Below are 16,027 nucleotides of genomic sequence, written 5' to 3'. Positions count from 1 at the left end.
GAAGATCAGCTCGCTTCCATCAAGCGCCCACACTTATCGGCTGTTAATTTTTAAAGAGCATTTCTGCGAGAAACCTTCTGTTTCTCAGCAGCGCTGCGTTTTCAGCAGCAGAGAAGCGAGATTATGAGGTGTTTTTTTCAACTCGTCAACAACTTATTTAACTAATTCGTTGCGACGGTTGGGATTCAACTCAATGTGCGCCGAGATCGCTAAAACCAATCTTAATAGCACCGCTTCCCTTCTTTCTCCCCGCGCTGCGTTTCCGTTAGCGCGAAAGAGGCGTGATTCTATGCACCCGCCCCGGTCTCTGCAACCCCTTTGTGAAAATTTTTTTACAAGCGGTGCCGAGGAGCCGTTGACCCGTCCACCAATACTCATAGAAGCGACTCGGCAGAAGCTGCCTCGGTAGCCCGCGAACAGCCCTGCCGCATCGAACGCAACCCTCCGTCGCTCACCGCCCCACCATCGCCCTCACCACCCAATCCCTCCGGATCAAGCCGTGATACAGCGCAGCCGCAAAGTGCGCGACGAACGTAGCGAAGAACAGATAAGCCAGCAGTCGGTGCGCGACCCGGAGCCAGGCAAACGCCACCGGATCCGCCGAAACCAGCGCCGGCAACTGCACACCGCCGCCCAGCGTCACCGGATACCCGCCAGCCGACAGCATCGCCCAGCCGATCAGCGGCATCGCAACCATCAGCGCATACAGCACGAGATGCGACCCATGCGCGGCCACCTTCTGCCAGACGGGCAGATCCGCGGGCAACGCCGGCGGCTTCGACACGAAACGCACCACGATCCGCACACAAACCAGTACCAGCACCGCAACCCCCAGCGGCTTATGCAAGGCCACCAGGAAATCATGCCGCTCGGAAGCGGACGCCACCATCCCCACCCCGATAAACAGCATCGTGAGAATCATCGCGGCCATCACCCAATGCAGCACCCTCGCCGGCAAGCTAAACGTCTTAGTCGCCTTCATCACCGTCCCTCCGCACTCAACCGCGCTGCACCGGCTACGCCGGCCTCTTCACTCGTCCTGCGCAGATACGAATCCGCATACGCCGCCGACCGCGCCGCCAGCAACGGATCCCCCGATACCTGAATCCCCTGCGGCAACACCGTCGGGTCGTAATTCACATCGCGGCACGGCCCGCCGTCCTGCGGCTCCACGCGATCGAGCACGAGCGTGCCCGCGTCGATCGTCGTGCGCTGCGCGGGCCAGACCTTCGTCGCGTCGTCCACCGGATCGCCGGGCTCCGCCAGCGTGACCAGCAGCTTCCACTTCTGCGCACCGTCCGCGATGCGACGCGTCAGGTCCTGCTGCAATACATTCGGATCCGCGGCCGTCGCGACATCCCCGGCGCCGGCCGTCTGCTCCGGCACGACGCGCCACCGCACCGCCTGGCGCTTGCCCGCTGCGTCGACGAAGTAGAACGCGTTCAGCCCGTAATAACTTTCGGTGACGTAGCTCGCGCTCGGCTTCGCACCCTTCACCCACTCGCGGAATGCAGCCGTTTCCGGATGCGCGCCGAAAAACGCCTTCACCTTCGCCGGATCGGGCTTGCCGGTGGCCGGATCCGGCCGGGTCGCGAGCAACTGCGCGTAGAACGCCTTCGGCGTGGCCACCGGAAACACCGGCATCGCGTTCATTCCGGTCCGCCATTGCTGGCCGTCCGGCGCGGTGAGTTTCAGCGCGAGGCTGCGGATCGGCACGCTGCTGTCGGGCGCATACGGATTCCCGCCCGGCAGCGCGAACCGCCCGACCACCGGCGTGCGCATCGCCTTGAAGAACGGCGCGACCGAATACGCGCTGGCGGCGCCATTGCTTTCGAAGTAACCGGTCACGCACACGCCCTTCGCGTGATTGCGCCGGAAACCCGGATGCGCGCCGCCGCCAGCCGTCTGCAGCGCGTCGACGATTCGGTGCGGGGTCAGCCGCGTCGGCGCGAGCCAACCGCCGACATACCCGAACGCCACGGTCACGCCGGCCACCGCGCCGCCGATCACGGCCCAGCGCCACCACCCGCGCCCGGGTTCGCGCGGCGGCGAAGAAGAGGAAGATTGCTTCATGGATGCACTCCCGATCGTCAGATCATTGTCGAACAGGCATAGGACGCCGCACGCGCCGCTTTATTCCATGAAGAAATTTTTCGTATGCTGACGGAATAAGCGGCGCCGACCGGCGTCCTACGCGGAATCTCCACGCTTATCGGCTAGCGCCCCGGCCATGCCCCCAAACGCCCCCGACGACGACGCGTTGCGCGAACTCATCCCCAGGCTGCGACGCTTCGCACTCTGGCTGGCCCGCGACGTTCATGCGGCAGACGATCTCGTCCAGTCGACGCTCGAGCGCGCGCTGTCGCGCTGGACGAGCCGCCGCGACGACGCGTCGCTGCGCAGCTGGCTCTTCACGATCCTTTACCGGCAGTTTCTCGACGGTAAACGCAGCGCGAAGCGTTACGCGTGGCTGCTCGGCCGCATTAGCAACGACGACGAGCTGCACTGGCCGTCGGCCGAACGCGAGGTGGCCGCGCGTGCGACGCTCGAAGCGTTCGGCCGCCTGTCCGACGAGCAGCGCAGCCTGCTGCTGCTCGTCGCGGTCGAGGGCTTCACGTATCAGGAAGTCGCCGACCTGCTCGACGTGCCCATCGGCACCGTGATGTCGCGACTCTCCCGCGCGCGCCAGGCGCTGCGCCAGCTCAGCGACGGCGAGCTTCCCGCTCCTTCTCTCCGGTTGATGAAATGAACAACCTCCGTCCCGACGAACACGATCTCCAGGCCTATGTCGACGGCCAGCTCGACGACGATGCGCGTGCCGCGGTCGAGCGATATCTCGCGCTGCATCCGGAGAGTGCGGAACAGGTGAAGCGCTGGCAGCAGGATGCGCAGCGGTTGCGGGCCGCGCTCGAGAGTGTGCGAATGCCGGGTGAGAATCCTGAACTCGATCCGGCGGCGATTCGTGCGCGGCGTGCGGAGCGCTCGCGGATGCGGTTCGCGATGGCGGCTTCGTTCGTGTTCTGTATCGGGCTGGGGACGTTCGGCGGGTGGCAGGCGCGCGGGTGGAACGCGGCGCCGCCGATCGCGCCGATGAGCGATGCGCTCGAGGCTTACCGGATGATGGTCGTCGATCAGGTCGCGAAGGTGGATTTCCGGCCGACGAGTGCGGGCGATTTGCAGGGGTGGCTCACCAGACGCGTGGGCGCTTCGGCGAAGCTGCCGGATTTGAGTGCGGCCGGGTTCAAGCCGGTTGGCGGGCGGTTGTTTACGACGGACAGCGGGGCCACGGCCGCGATGGTGCTCTATGAGGACAATGCCGGACGGACGCTCAGCTTCTATCTCCGGCCAGCGGAATCGAAACATCGGCTGCTGCCGGCCGGGCAACGCGTGGATGGGTCGTTGCTGGCGCGGTATGGGTCGGTGAATGGGATTAACTTCGCGGTGGTGGGGCCGGCGGTCAATCTCGGCGAACAAGCCGTTGTGCGGGCGCTTGATCAGCAGATTTGAGCGAGACTATGCGGGGCCCGTTGGTCGCCGTGACGCGCGGCCCGTAGTCCGGCCGGGGCGGCTCAACCAGGCCGAAAGCGCTCACTCTCACCGTTCGGGTCCACAGCGTTTGGATTCGCCTTCGTGATGGTTATCCACACCGCGAATCTCATCTCGATGCGTTCGTGAATGGGCGCGCCCTCTTTGGTTCCGGTATCACAGGGTTTGGCGTCGTTTCGGCGCAGGATATCCACATCGGCCGCAACGGCTCGGCATGCCGTCGCTTGTCGAATCGCTCACCTTTGGGGTGCACAGCATTTCCAGTGACTTTGGGAGGCGATATCCACACCGCCCTCACCGAGTCAATGCACAGGGTTTCGATTTGGTTGCGTTCAGGTTGTTCACATGCGCGGAGCGCTTCGTGGGCCAGACCGGCAGCGTCGCGGCATCGAGCTCGACGGGGCACCGGTCGATCATCCCGAAATTCGGTTTGATCATCCCTCCCCCCGAGACATCCTGTTCAACTACCCTTCTTTCTGCACGGCCATTAATTCCCTCAGGCACTCAACACACGTTGCGGTCAGCAATCCGATGGCTGCGTCCATCGACTCGTCGTCGTTGAAGCGGTAGAAGCTGCCTCCCGCGTACTTGCCGCCCAGCGCAAGCATTTTCGTCTCTTCGGATTCGAGCATGTAGCCGGGATACTCGATTTCGTCGCGCAACAGGGTCAACGGCACAATCCGACGGCTGCCACTCCAGCGGCTGCGATCCCCGACGAGATCGGACACCGCTTGTGTCACAAGCTCACCGCCAACATATCCGTGAGACGGGCAATTTATCAGCGGCATCTCGTCACCTGTTGGCTTCCTCTTCGTACACCAAGAAGTACTGTGATTCGTCCGGCATGATGCCGTCCCTGTATCGCGTGTCTTCCCACAACAAACGCCAATGTGTGGGTCTCAGCGTTACGTCGAACGTATCGACGTCCATGTCCGCAAAACTGGGGGCGACCACTTCCGCGACGAAATAATTGAAGCATCCTCTATTCCGGAACACGCGACCGCCGAACGGCACGACGCCCAGCAACTTCGATTGCTCGACGGCAACGGGCTCCCAGATTCCGTCGCAAGGCACTTTCTCGCCGGACTTGATCACCGGGCCGACTGGTTCCGGCACCTCGGGCAGGTTCTCGGGAAACACCGGATACGGAAGCGTGTAGAACCCTTGGTCGTATGCATTCGGGGACAACAGCAGCCCTACCGAGCGTAATTGTGCGAGGTCGGTATGTCCCGGCTCGAACGGCGCATGCTCCATCTGATATTCCGATGCATGCAGCAACTGAGCCAGCGTATCGACCTTCGGCGGATACGGAGCGGCCTGCGCACCGCGATCCCAGTAATCCGGATGAGGGAAGAAATACGCATTCAAATGGTTATACCGATCGACCGCGTATTGCAGCGGCTCACCGCGCTGCCAGACGAATCGGTGCCCTCGGGCCAGCTCGGACAATCCTCGTTCATAGGCCGCAAGGATTTCGAAGATGATCGGCAAATTGTCTGCGGGCATGGGCTCCGGATCACCTTCGGGACAGGTCTTCACCGCGTTCTCGTATTCATTCGCGAAGATTGCAAACGCATCTCGCTTGCGCTTCCACAGCGAATAACTGGTCAGGCGTTGAAGCACCCAAAAAATCCTGCGCCGGGTCGTGTCATCCGTCATGTCGTATTGCTTGATCGTGTTCCTCATCTCTGGCCGTCGTAATTGGCTGCCGATCGTGTCGTCGCGCTCACTTTTCTATTGGTCGTCTTGGTCTGGATTCGTCACTCACCACGAAACCGCATCTCCAAACTCAAGTCCCCTTGCCGGGGATCGTAGCGAAACTCCGTCACGCCCCATGAACACGGCTCGAGTCGCGCCTCTGTGGGATGCGGGCTCACCACAGCCAGTCCCGACGCCTTCGCGATCGACCGTACGATCTTCGACTCTGTGATGCTCGCGTCGAGGAAGCGAATCGTATCGAACAGGATCGTCACGCTCGTCAGACGCGCTTCGACCATGTCGATCAAGCATTCGCCCCCATGTCCACCGAAGGTGGTCTTCTGCGATATGCGATAACGCACCGCACCGTTCTCCAACGCCTGCACCGGCGAACACAAGCGCCAGACGTCTTCGCTCAATCGCCCGTCGCCACCGACCTCGATACGCACGCGGTCGGCGTGAACCACGCCGCTTTGCCAGTCAACCCGGATCGCCAATGTCATGTCGACAACTCGTCGCATCGTGAATGCCGGCGATTCTACAGACCTGACCGTTCGCACATTGACCGCAGGCCTCACAGCCCGCCGATTTGTTTGTCTGCTTGCTGCACGCAGTGCATGGTCTGCCCGGATCACAGTCGCCGGACTGTGCTTATCCAATGGTGTTAACAGAGTTCGTATACATACGTAGTGATAGTTAACAAGCCCGCGGCCTCACAGTGGATAACCCCCGTAACGCACTGAATTTCCAGCGCAAAGCAGAATGCATAACCACGGGCAATGCACACTCAAAGCTCTGTGCAGCACAGAACAACTTTTCGCCGATTCACAGCCGCGCCGACATATCCTCAATTGTTCCACTGTGAATCCAGAGGCTTGCCGGATGGTTATCCAGAGAGAGCTGTGGATAAGTTGAGCCGAAATTCCGCCCTCTATCGAACCACAGCGATCAGGTACAGGCCGCCGAGGATCATCGCGACGCCGCCCCATTGCGCATATGACACGCGCTCGCTGAAGAACACGATCCCGGCCAGAAAGACGAGCACGAACGTGAGTGCGGTAAACGGATAGACGACCGTGAGCCCGGCCTTGCTCAACGCGAAGATCCAGAGCACCGTGCCCGCGCCGTAGCAGAGCAACCCGAGCGCGACCCACGCATTGATGAATTCAGCTAACGCGTGGCGTCCGTCGGCGCCGAGCTTGAACGCGATCTGACCGGTTGCCGCGAGGAATACGCCAGCCAGAATGAGAACGTAGACGGAGAGTTTCACCTGTCTCCCTCGTTGCGCTTCAATCGGTTTGCGACCATGCGGCTCTTCAGGATGGCGACGCCGGTCTTCGCGCGTACCGGCAGCCAGCGCAGCACGAACTTGCGTGCCTTGTAGCCGGGCGGCGATACGTCCGGTACGCTCGAGCGGCGGTCGATGCGGTGTTGTTTGATGGCGTCCGGCAGCCGTTCCACTTCGTCGGCAGCAACGAAAAAGAGCAGGTTGTAGCGGTACCACGGCTCGATACGCGTATCCGCCGCAATCAGCGGCCGTACGAAATCGAACAGCTGGTAGCCGTGGCGCGCGAACAGGTCGCGCCAGAATTCGTAGCGCTGCTCGTTGATGTGGTTTTCGCCGCCCTGGCCGGGCACGGCGGCAGAAAACAGCACGTGTTTGCCATGCCGGACGAGATTGTCGACGAGTACCTCGCTGGATGCCTTCGGTACGTGCTCGCCGACTTCAAGGCACTGCACGAGATCGAACGCTCGCCCGAGATCGAAGCGCTTCGAAATATCGGCCGGCACGAAGCGGGCGGGGTCGAACATCAGCACCGAACGATCCACGTAGTCGCCGTCGATGCCGGTGAAGTCCTGCACGCCGAACTCGCGATGCACACTGAGCCATGCGCCGGCGCCGCAACCGACGTCGAGGATGCTCGCAGGCCTCAGCACTGCATTGACGCCTGGCAGTACGCCGCGCGCGGACCGTACCGATCCTTCGCGCTGATACCGGTAGAACGTCTCGTCATACGGCCGCGGCGCGTCGTCCGCTATGAATCCAGGTGGCATCGCAATCTCCCGATGGCGCGATCGGTGCATGTCGCGTGGCGCGACGCACCTCATGTGACGGCAGTGCAATCAATCGCTCCGACAAGCCTGCTTTTCATACACCGACCATTCGCCCGCTGTCTTCACGCGCACGACGCGACAGTCCGGATTGGCGAAAAACGCGTCCGGCAGCGGTGTCTCGGCGCGGACGAAAAAATACCGGTACAAGCGTCCCTGGTGCCGCTGCCAGTTGAAGTGCCGGTATAGCGGCAACGGCGAGACGTCGGACGGCCCGACGCCGGGCAACTGGTCGAGCCGAAAACGGACGATCTGCGGTGGGAACCGCGCGGCATTGAAATCGACGAATCCGCGATGCTCGGCCTGATACCAGACCGCAAAGTTCTCGTAGACAAACGGGTTGTCCGCGGCCACGCTCGCCCGGTCGACGATGATCCCGAGGCCGCGCTGCGCCGGTTCGATCGCGTTGGCGACCACGTCGAAATCAGCGCTCTCCTCGGCGAAGCGCACCACACGCACGCCTTGCTGCGCGACGAAGCCGGCGCAGATCCCGGCAAGGATCAGCTGCGTCATCAGCACGAGCCACGGCGTACCCGCTCGACCCGATTCGGCCTGCACGGGCGCCCGAAACATCAATGCATAGAACGGCAACAGGAACAGCGCGAAGCGCGGAAACAGGAAGAACGTGTTGATCGCGAACAGCGGCACACCGAACCAGACGATGGTCACAACGAGCGCCGGTACATAGGCGGCGACGTGTCGGTTTGCCTTCGACGCCATCAGGAACGGTGCGGCGACGATCAGCAGAAAGGCCAGCAATAAGCCGTTGTCGGGGGTAATACCCCACGGATAGAACACGGCGGCAAGTATTCGGGCCAGTGGATTGATGGTCCAGATCACGGTGAACGGATACATCGGCGCCAGATCGACGTCACGATGCAACAGCGTGTACAGCACCGTGACAAGCGCGAGCACCGCATACGGCCACGCGGCGAGCAGTGCGCGCGAAAACGTGCGGGGCCGGCGCACGAGCAGGAACAATCCGCCGATCGCGTTCGCGAACACGAAGATTAGCCCGTGCGAAAAAAACAGCGCAAGATTCACGAGCGCCAGCACGGCGCCGCGGCGAAAGGTTGGCTGCTCGGCATAGTCGAGCGCGAGCGCGAGGAAGACCATCGCGACCGGCGTGGCGACCAGGTACGAATAGAGGCCGAATTCATACGCGAAGCCGAAGAACCCGGGCACGCACAGCCAGTCGAGGCGCGGGTCCGTACCGAGACGCCGACGCAGCGCGACGTACGCGGCGACGAAACCGTAGAACGACAGCGTCAGCATGACCTTGAATGCGGCAGTGACAGGCATCACGAACGACAGTGCGGCCGCCGTGCCATAGCCGAGCAGGTAGGGCGTAAACAGATTGATCCGCAGCAATGGCGCCCACGGCGACTGGCCGCGCAGCATGTCGTGCAGCGTGGCGACCTGCGCCGCATGCTGCGGAAGATCGACCATCGGCGGATGCGGCGCGAGCCAGAACAGCAGACCGGCCGCCGCGACCGTCGCAACGAACAATGCGCGCAACGCGCGATCGGCCGCGCGATATGGCCACGCGCGCGGCAGGCGGCCGCTTACCGTGCTGTCATCCATTGCACGAGCCCCCGCGTGAGACCGCCGCCGCCGGCCGCGTGCCGGATCGTTGCGCTACAGGACCGATTGCCCGTCATAGCGTCTTCTCGACGATGAAGCGCGGGCGTTGCTTCGTCTCCGAATAGATCTTCGCGACATAGCCGCCGATCACGCCGAGGAACAGCAACTGCAGGCCGCCGAGAAAGTACATCGGGATCACGGTGGACGCCCAGCCGGGCACCGAGCGGTCGGTAAACAGCCGGATCGACAGCGCCCAGATGCCGCACAGGGTCGAGGCCAGCGCGAGCAGGGCGCCAACGTACGCGCTCCATTGCAGCGGCTTCGTCGAAAACGACGCGACGCCATCCGACGCGAGCAAGATCATCCTCGCCAACGGATATTTGCTCTCGCCGGCGAAGCGCGGTTGCCGGTCGTAGTGGACGATCGCGGTACGGAAGCCCAGCAACGGCACGATGCCGCGCAGGAACAGATTGACCTCGCGGAAGCCGCGCAACTCTTCGATCGCCCGGCGGCTCATCAGGCGGAAGTCCGCGTGATCCGGCAAGATGTCGACGCCGAAGCGGCGCAGCAGCCGGTAGTAGCCGCGCGCGCTGACGCGCTTGAAGAAGCCATCGCTGTCGCGCCGCTGTCGCACGCCGAATACGATCTCGGCACCGGAGTGGTATTCGCCCAGCATGCGCGGGATTGCGTCGAGGTCGTCCTGAAGATCGGCGTCGAGACTGATCAGCACGTCGCCGTTCACTTTCATGAGACCGGCAAGCAACGCGTTCTGGTGCCCGTGGTTGCGCGACAGCTTGAGGCCATGGATACGCGGATCGGCGGCATGGAAGCCTTCGATGAGCGACCAGGTCCGGTCGTGCGAACCGTCGTCGACGAACGTCACACCGCTTGCGCCGTCAATGATGCCGTCGCGGCTAAGCCGGTCAAGCAGGATCGTGAGCCGGCGTACGGTCTCCGGCAACACGGCTTCTTCGTTGAAGCAGGGAATCACGAGATTGAGCGCGACCATACCCACCCCGATATCGTTACGCGTACGTTGCGGTCTACGTCGTCACGAGGCGCTACTGATCCGTGCATTGTGGCGGGCGGTTCGTGCATCACGCGCGCCTGTTCCCCGTGACCGGAACGGGCCGGTTCCTGCTTTTGATTGTCGTTCGCAACCCCGGCCCAGGATTCGCGACGAATCCATTATGACGGAACGTGCTCCGACTCGGTGAGGCGTCGCAGTGAGGATGAACCCGGATGCGATTGCGGTTTGCCTCGAGCGCCGGACAATCCCCCAAAGCGTCATCCCCGATTCAAAAAATTTTCACGAAGGGGCTTGTGCTCCTCCAAAACCCTCTCTATAATTCGCGGCTTCTTAGGCTCGTAGCTCAGTTGGTTAGAGCACCACCTTGACATGGTGGGGGTCGTTGGTTCGAATCCAATCGAGCCTACCAACGAACAAAATGAAGGGGTCCGGCAGCGCGAATTGCCTACAGGCAATCCGGCTCGCCAAACATACAAACGCCACGCGGCAACCTCGCGTGGCGTTTTTCTTTTTGCGGCCGAAACTGCGCATGCGTGTGCACGATGCATCGTGCAATCCACGCGCTGCAAGCAGCAGGCAATCGACAAAGCAGGGCGCGGAGCAGGGCAAGCGGGCGCAGCGCGCCTACCGGCCACCGTCAATGCAGATGCTTCAATTTGTCAGGATTGCGCACGACATAGATTGCGACGATCTTCCCGTCGTCGATGTCGAGCGCGGTCGTCTGCAGCTCGCCGTCGGCCTCCAGCGTGACGAACCCCGGCAGCCCGTTGATGAACCCCGCGCGCACGAGTTTCGACGCATGCGTGGTGAACAGTTCGGCCAGATATTCGTGCACCTTCATCACGCGTTCGAAGCCGAACACCGGCTTGCCCGCGGCCGCGCGCTTGCCGCCGCCGTCCGAATGGAGGCTCACGTCTTCGGCGAGCATCGCGCCGAGCGCGCGCATGTCGCCGCTGCGGGACGCCGCGAAGAACGCCTCGGCGAGCTCGATCCCGCGCTGCTTCTCGACATGGAACCGCGGCCGCGCCTCGCGCACATGCGTGCGTGCGCGCGCGGCAAGCTGCCGGCATGCGGCCGGGTCGCGCTGGATCGTCGTCGCGATCTCGTCGAACTCGAGGCCGAACACGTCGTGCAGCAGGAACGCCGCGCGCTCCAGCGGCGACAGCCGTTCGAGCGCGAGCATCAGCGGCAGCGTGACATCCTCCTGTTCATCTTCCTCGACGACCGGCTCGGGCAGCCACGGGCCGATATAGGTCTCGCGCTGGTGCCGCGCGGACTTCAGCTGATCGAGGCACATGCGCATCACCATGCGGCGCAGGAACGCCTCGGGCACGCGCACCTCGGTGCGATCGACATCCATCCAGCGGATGAACGCCTCCTGCACCATGTCCTCGGCGTCCGCGACGGAACCGAGCATCCGGTACGCGACGCGAATCAGCGTGCGACGCAGCGGGTCGAAACTCGCCGCTGCGTCGGCCCGGTCTTCGGCACTGCCCGTGGCCGGATCGAGGCTCGTCATCAGGCCACCATCTTCGCGGCCGCGGCCTTCGCTTCGGCCGGATCGACCCACAGCCCGAAGCCGACGGCAAGCCGGTTCCAGCCGTTGATCACGTTGATCATCAGCGTGAGTTTCACCTGTTCCTCCTGGCTGAAGTGGTCGTTCAGCGCCGCATACGCGGCCTCATGCGCGCCGTGGCCCTCCGACAGCCGCGTGAGCGCGTCGGTCCAGCCGAGCGCCGCGCGTTCGCGGTCGGTGTAGCAGGGCGCTTCGCGCCAGGCGGCCAGCAGGTTGATGCGCTGCTCGGTCTCGCCTTGCTCGCGCGCCTCGACGGTGTGCATGTTAAGGCAGTTCGCACACGCGTTGATCTGCGATGCGCGGATCTTGACCAGCTCGATCAGCGTCGGCTCGAGGCTCCCGGCAGCAGCGACCGACACGGTCATCCAGTTCTTCATCAGCGCGGGGGCGGCGGCAAACGGATTGAGTTTTGCAGTCATGGTTCCTTCTCCTTTCGTGTGGGTTCCGGTGATATGACGAGCGAGCACCCCGCGCGTGTGACATCGACGCAAAAAAATTTTCAAAGGCCGGGAAGCAGGTGGCGTCGAACGTGATGCCGATGCCCGCGACACCCGCGCGCGGATCGGCATCCGACATCGCCCGCATGACACCGTTTCTCCGGCGAAGCCGCGCCATCCACCTTTCATCAGCGCCGCGCGGCTGTCATGAGGCGTCGGTAGCGCGCACGCGCAGGCATGCGCATTGCGATCGGGTTGCCGAGCCCCCGCCATGATGGGCGTCGACGGTTCGTCATGCCGCCGAGCCGGACGGGGTGAATACTTTCATTTGTCTTTCGCCTTTGTTTCACCCGAAATCCGATTCGCGACGTTCACATTTCTGGCCCATACTGTTCTGCACGGGCAGAAGAAGTGATGCCGCATCAGCGGCCCGGCGCGCGCGCCGGCTGCCCGACGACGCAGCACCGAAGGTCGCACGTCAGCCGCGCGCATTCGAGCGCAAGGCTTTCCTTTTTCCGGCAACGCAACGCAGCGAATCGCGACGTGAACGGTAAACCGATGAGCCTCCTTGCATCCCAGCTTCAGCGCCGTTACCAGGACGTGCGCACCCATAGCATCGCGTTGACCGCGACGCTATCCGCCGAAGACCAGGCCGTGCAGTCGATGCCCGACGCGAGTCCGGTGAAATGGCATCTCGCGCATACGACCTGGTTCTTCGAAACCGTCGTGCTGATGCGCCGCGTGCCCGGCTACGCGCCGTTCGACGCAGCCTTCCAGTTCCTCTTCAATTCCTATTACGAAGCGCTTGGCCCGCGCCATCCGCGGCCGCAGCGCGGGCTGCTCACGCGTCCGTCGCTCGATGACGTGCATGCGTACCGGCAGTACGTCGACGAAGCGATGTTGCGCGCGCTCGATGATGCCGATCCGGCCTTGCTCGCCGCGATCGCACCCGAGATCGAACTTGGCCTGCATCACGAACAGCAGCATCAGGAGCTGATCGTCACAGACATGCTGCATGCGTTCTCGTGCAACCCGCTCAAGCCTGCATTCCGGCCGCGCAACGGCGCCGCCACGCACGCCGCGCTGGCCGCGGGCGACGCCGGCCCATTGCGCTGGCTGCATCAGCCGGGCGGACTCGTCGAGATCGGCCACGACGGCGACGCGTTCTCGTTTGACAACGAACGGCCGCGCCATACCGCGCTCGTGCGACCGTGCGAGATCGCGAACCGTCTTGTGACGAACGCGGAATTCGCGGCCTTCATCGCTGGCGGCGGCTACGAACGCCCCGAATACTGGCTGTCCGACGGCTGGGCAACGGTGCAGCGGGAAGGGTGGTCGGCGCCCCCGTACTGGATTCCCGACGACGACGGCGATGCAAAGACCGTACATGCATGGCGCGCGTTCGGCCTGCATGGCGTGGAGCCGCTCGCGCCCGATGCGCCCGTGTGTCATGTGAGCTTTTACGAAGCGGCCGCCTACGCGGAATGGGCCGGCGCACGCCTGCCGACGGAGTTCGAATGGGAAGCCGCGTTCGGCATGGACGGCATGCAGCAGATGCTCGGGCACGTGTGGCAGTGGACGCGTTCGTCCTACGAGCCGTATCCGGGCTTTCGGCCGCTCGCCGGGGTGGCTGCCGAATACAACGGCAAGTTCATGGTCGGCCAGCAGGTTCTGCGTGGCAGCAGCATCGCGACGCCGCCGGGGCATGAACGGCCGACGTACCGCAATTTCTTTCCGCCGGCCGCGCGCTGGCAATTCACGGGAGTGCGACTTGCGCGAGACGTCTGACCGGACGGCCACGAGCGGTGGCCTGCAACCCGCCCGCGATTCGCGGCCGAGCGCGTTCGAGCGCGACCTGATCGACGGACTGTCGCGCACGCCGCGCAGCATTTCGCCGAAATACTTCTACGATGCGGCCGGCTCCGCGCTGTTCGACCGCATCTGCGAACTGCCCGAGTACTACCCGACGCGTACCGAGCTCGGCATCCTGCGCGACCGCGCGGCGGAGATCGTGCGGCGCGTCGGCCCGCATGCGGATATCGTCGAATTTGGCGCGGGCTCGCTCGAGAAGATCCGCGTGCTGCTCGATGCATGCGCGGACAACTACGCGAACGCGCCGGCGCGCTATGTGCCGATCGACATCTCGGCCGACTACCTGCACGGCGCCGCGGCGCGGCTGCGTGCCGCGTATCCGTGGCTCGATGTCGCGCCGATCGCGGCCGACTACACGAAGGCCGAACAACTGGCCGAACTGACCGAAACGCCGCGCCGTCGCATCGGCTTCTTCCCCGGCTCGACGATCGGCAACTTCTCGCCGGAGGAAGCCGACGCGTTCCTGCGCGACGCCGCGCGGCTGTTGCGCGGCGGCGGCCTGCTGGTCGGCGCGGATCTCGTGAAGGACGAGCGCACGCTGCACGACGCGTACAACGACGCGCAGGGCGTGACCGCGCAGTTCAACCTGAATCTCCTCGCCCGCGCGAATGCGGAACTCGGCGCGGACTTCGATCTCGACGCGTTCTCGCACTGCGCGTTCTACGATCGCGAGCGGCAGCGCATCGAGATGCATCTCGTCAGCGATATCGCGCAGACGGTGCATGTGCGCGGCCATGCGTTCCGCTTCGACGCCGGCGAGCGCATCCACACGGAGAACTCGCACAAGTTCACGATCGACGGCTTCCACGCGATCGCACGGCGTGCGGGCTTCGAGCCCGACACAGTGTGGACCGACGCGGACAGCCTGTTCAGCGTGCACTGGCTGCGCAGCGTCGACGATATCCGCGCTTGACGTCGTTGGGTTGTTGAGTCGTTGCGGACCGCTCGCACGGCGTGCGGTTCGCGTGCTGCCCGCGTCGCCGGCACGCGAACCGGCAAAAATTCCCGCCTTTATCGATTCGACGCGCGTTTGCAACGGCGTGTCGAATCACTCGTCATCCTTGTCCCGTAAGGCTCTGCGGCCACCCGTAAACGTCCGTTACCGCTCTCGCAGACCGGTTTCACCTGTGTCGGCGCAGGGTGCCTAGACTTCGAACCGTATTCACATGAAGCACGACACGTGCAGGGAGTCGCGAGATGAGCAAGAAACTTATTCTCGGTGCAGTTCTCGGTGTAGCGGCGCTGGCAGCTTCGGGCGTCGCATCGGCCCACGTCGACCTGTCGGTCGGCATCGGCGTGCCGGGCGTCTACGCGGCGCCGGAGCCGGTCTATGTGGCGCCGCCTCCGCCCGTCATGTACGCGCCGGTGGGTTACCGTGACGACGACTGGCGTGCGCGCGAATGGCGCGAACACGAATGGCGCCGCCGTGAATGGCGCGAGCACGAGTGGCGTGAGCGCCGCTGGCATGACCGCGACGGCTGGCGCGGCGGCTGGAACTGAACCCGGCGACCGGGTTCACGAGAACCCTGATCACGACGACACGGTGAGCGTGATCGCACGACGCCTATTTCCCTGACGGCCGGCCGCGTGGTTCGCCCATGCGGCCGGCCGCCGGCCATTTGATCTGACGAATGTGCGCTGCGCGCACCCACCGTTACGATCATTTACAACGTCGAGCAGCACGGAAACCGCGCGTTCGTAGAATGCAATCACTCGAACGCGCTCCAGGGAGCCAACAATGAAAACCCAACGATATCTGTCCGTACTGGCAGCCGCGCTGCTCGCACTCGGTGCCGTTTCCGCGAATGCGGCGGCCGGCGGCAATGGTGGTGGTGGCGGCAACGGCGGTGGTCATGGCGCAGGCGGCTCCGGCGGCAACGCGGGCGGCATGTCCGGCGGCCACATGAGCGGCCAAGCGCTCAGCAACTCGAACGGCTTCCGCGCGGGCGACCGCGACAAGGGCCTCGCGCGAGCAGCCGATCGCTCCGACACGATCGCCGATCGTGCGGGTACGCAGCCGGGCCACGGTCATGGGCAAACGCATGGCCATGCCGCGCATGCATCGACGTCCACGCATCACGCGCATCGCAAGGCGTTCGGCCACACGCTGTAAGCGCAACGCCACATGACAAGGAAGGGCGCTTCGGCGCCCTTTTTTCATGCCGGCTGGGC

At 63.9% G+C, this 16,027-nt stretch carries 17 protein-coding genes and 1 tRNA gene; 7 read left to right on the top strand and 11 right to left on the bottom strand.

Features of this window, described 5'->3' with window-relative positions; genetic code table 11:
- Positions 1-451: 451 nt before the first annotated feature.
- Positions 452-982 carry a cytochrome b gene (locus tag F3J14_RS17015; protein WP_166723989.1) on the bottom strand — a complete coding sequence of 177 codons (531 nt, stop codon included), beginning with the start codon at positions 980-982 and terminating at the stop codon, positions 452-454.
- Positions 982-2,073 carry a catalase family peroxidase gene (locus tag F3J14_RS17010; RefSeq protein WP_166723988.1) on the bottom strand — a complete coding sequence of 364 codons (1,092 nt, stop codon included), beginning with the start codon at positions 2,071-2,073 and terminating at the stop codon, positions 982-984. The genes F3J14_RS17015 and F3J14_RS17010 overlap by 1 nt, the downstream gene beginning before the upstream one ends.
- A gap of 157 nt (positions 2,074-2,230) precedes the next feature.
- Between F3J14_RS17010 and F3J14_RS17005 the strand changes: the two genes are divergently transcribed.
- The gene (locus F3J14_RS17005; RefSeq protein WP_166723987.1) at positions 2,231-2,749 is read left to right on the top strand and encodes a sigma-70 family RNA polymerase sigma factor; all 519 of its coding nucleotides are present in this window, start codon (positions 2,231-2,233) and stop codon (positions 2,747-2,749) included.
- The gene (locus F3J14_RS17000) at positions 2,746-3,507 is read left to right on the top strand and encodes an anti-sigma factor (protein WP_166723986.1); all 762 of its coding nucleotides are present in this window, start codon (positions 2,746-2,748) and stop codon (positions 3,505-3,507) included. The genes F3J14_RS17005 and F3J14_RS17000 overlap by 4 nt, the downstream gene beginning before the upstream one ends.
- A 503-nt stretch (positions 3,508-4,010) precedes the next feature.
- Here the strand turns inward: F3J14_RS17000 and F3J14_RS16995 are convergent.
- The 7 genes from F3J14_RS16995 to F3J14_RS16965 all read right to left on the bottom strand — a co-directional run bounded on the left by F3J14_RS16995 (position 4,011) and on the right by F3J14_RS16965 (position 9,949).
- Complete coding sequence (locus F3J14_RS16995) at positions 4,011-4,274, bottom strand: hypothetical protein (protein WP_348772000.1); 264 nt, start codon at positions 4,272-4,274, stop codon at positions 4,011-4,013.
- A 64-nt stretch (positions 4,275-4,338) separates the two neighbouring features.
- Positions 4,339-5,232, bottom strand: a complete 894-nt coding sequence (locus F3J14_RS16990; RefSeq protein WP_166723984.1) for an Imm72 family immunity protein — start codon at positions 5,230-5,232, stop codon at positions 4,339-4,341.
- A 74-nt stretch (positions 5,233-5,306) separates the two neighbouring features.
- Complete coding sequence (locus F3J14_RS16985; RefSeq protein WP_166723983.1) at positions 5,307-5,747, bottom strand: hypothetical protein; 441 nt, start codon at positions 5,745-5,747, stop codon at positions 5,307-5,309.
- A 428-nt stretch (positions 5,748-6,175) separates the two neighbouring features.
- A complete protein-coding gene (locus F3J14_RS16980; protein WP_006750400.1) occupies positions 6,176-6,514 on the bottom strand; it encodes an EamA family transporter in 339 nt (112 codons plus the stop codon).
- Positions 6,511-7,299 (bottom strand): methyltransferase domain-containing protein, encoded by a 789-nt coding sequence (locus F3J14_RS16975; RefSeq protein WP_166723982.1) that lies wholly within the window; start codon positions 7,297-7,299, stop codon positions 6,511-6,513. Before F3J14_RS16975 ends, F3J14_RS16980 begins: the two co-directional genes overlap by 4 nt.
- Positions 7,300-7,368: 69 nt before the next feature.
- The gene (locus tag F3J14_RS16970) at positions 7,369-8,940 is read right to left on the bottom strand and encodes a hypothetical protein (RefSeq protein WP_166723981.1); all 1,572 of its coding nucleotides are present in this window, start codon (positions 8,938-8,940) and stop codon (positions 7,369-7,371) included.
- Positions 8,941-9,013: 73 nt separating this feature from the next.
- Positions 9,014-9,949 (bottom strand): glycosyltransferase family 2 protein, encoded by a 936-nt coding sequence (locus F3J14_RS16965; RefSeq protein WP_166723980.1) that lies wholly within the window; start codon positions 9,947-9,949, stop codon positions 9,014-9,016.
- A gap of 353 nt (positions 9,950-10,302) precedes the next feature.
- Here F3J14_RS16965 and F3J14_RS16960 point away from each other — a divergent pair.
- Positions 10,303-10,379: transfer RNA gene (locus F3J14_RS16960), tRNA-Val, on the top strand.
- 228 nt (positions 10,380-10,607) lie between these two features.
- Here F3J14_RS16960 and F3J14_RS16955 read toward each other — a convergent pair.
- Both F3J14_RS16955 and F3J14_RS16950 read right to left on the bottom strand, forming a co-directional pair.
- Positions 10,608-11,489 (bottom strand): sigma-70 family RNA polymerase sigma factor, encoded by an 882-nt coding sequence (locus F3J14_RS16955; protein WP_166723979.1) that lies wholly within the window; start codon positions 11,487-11,489, stop codon positions 10,608-10,610.
- Positions 11,489-11,965 carry a carboxymuconolactone decarboxylase family protein gene (locus F3J14_RS16950; RefSeq protein ID WP_166723978.1) on the bottom strand — a complete coding sequence of 159 codons (477 nt, stop codon included), beginning with the start codon at positions 11,963-11,965 and terminating at the stop codon, positions 11,489-11,491. Before F3J14_RS16950 ends, F3J14_RS16955 begins: the two co-directional genes overlap by 1 nt.
- Before the next feature lie 576 nt (positions 11,966-12,541).
- Here F3J14_RS16950 and egtB point away from each other — a divergent pair.
- The 4 genes from egtB (at position 12,542) to F3J14_RS16925 (ending at position 15,968) form a co-directional block, all read left to right on the top strand.
- Complete coding sequence (egtB, locus tag F3J14_RS16940; protein WP_166723977.1) at positions 12,542-13,771, top strand: ergothioneine biosynthesis protein EgtB; 1,230 nt, start codon at positions 12,542-12,544, stop codon at positions 13,769-13,771.
- Positions 13,755-14,768, top strand: coding sequence for an L-histidine N(alpha)-methyltransferase (egtD, locus tag F3J14_RS16935; protein WP_166723976.1), 1,014 nt, complete (start codon positions 13,755-13,757; stop codon positions 14,766-14,768). Before egtB ends, egtD begins: the two co-directional genes overlap by 17 nt.
- Positions 14,769-15,052: 284 nt before the next feature.
- Positions 15,053-15,355, top strand: a complete 303-nt coding sequence (locus F3J14_RS16930; protein ID WP_166723975.1) for a hypothetical protein — start codon at positions 15,053-15,055, stop codon at positions 15,353-15,355.
- 238 nt (positions 15,356-15,593) lie between these two features.
- On the top strand, positions 15,594-15,968 hold the full coding sequence (locus tag F3J14_RS16925; protein WP_166723974.1) for a hypothetical protein: 375 nt from the start codon (positions 15,594-15,596) through the stop codon (positions 15,966-15,968).
- Positions 15,969-16,027 lie beyond the last annotated feature (59 nt).

It is taken from the genome of Burkholderia sp. Tr-862, from assembly GCF_011753085.1.
GTDB lineage: Bacteria > Pseudomonadota > Gammaproteobacteria > Burkholderiales > Burkholderiaceae > Burkholderia > Burkholderia ambifaria.
This window is presented reverse-complemented; position numbering and strand designations above follow the sequence as displayed.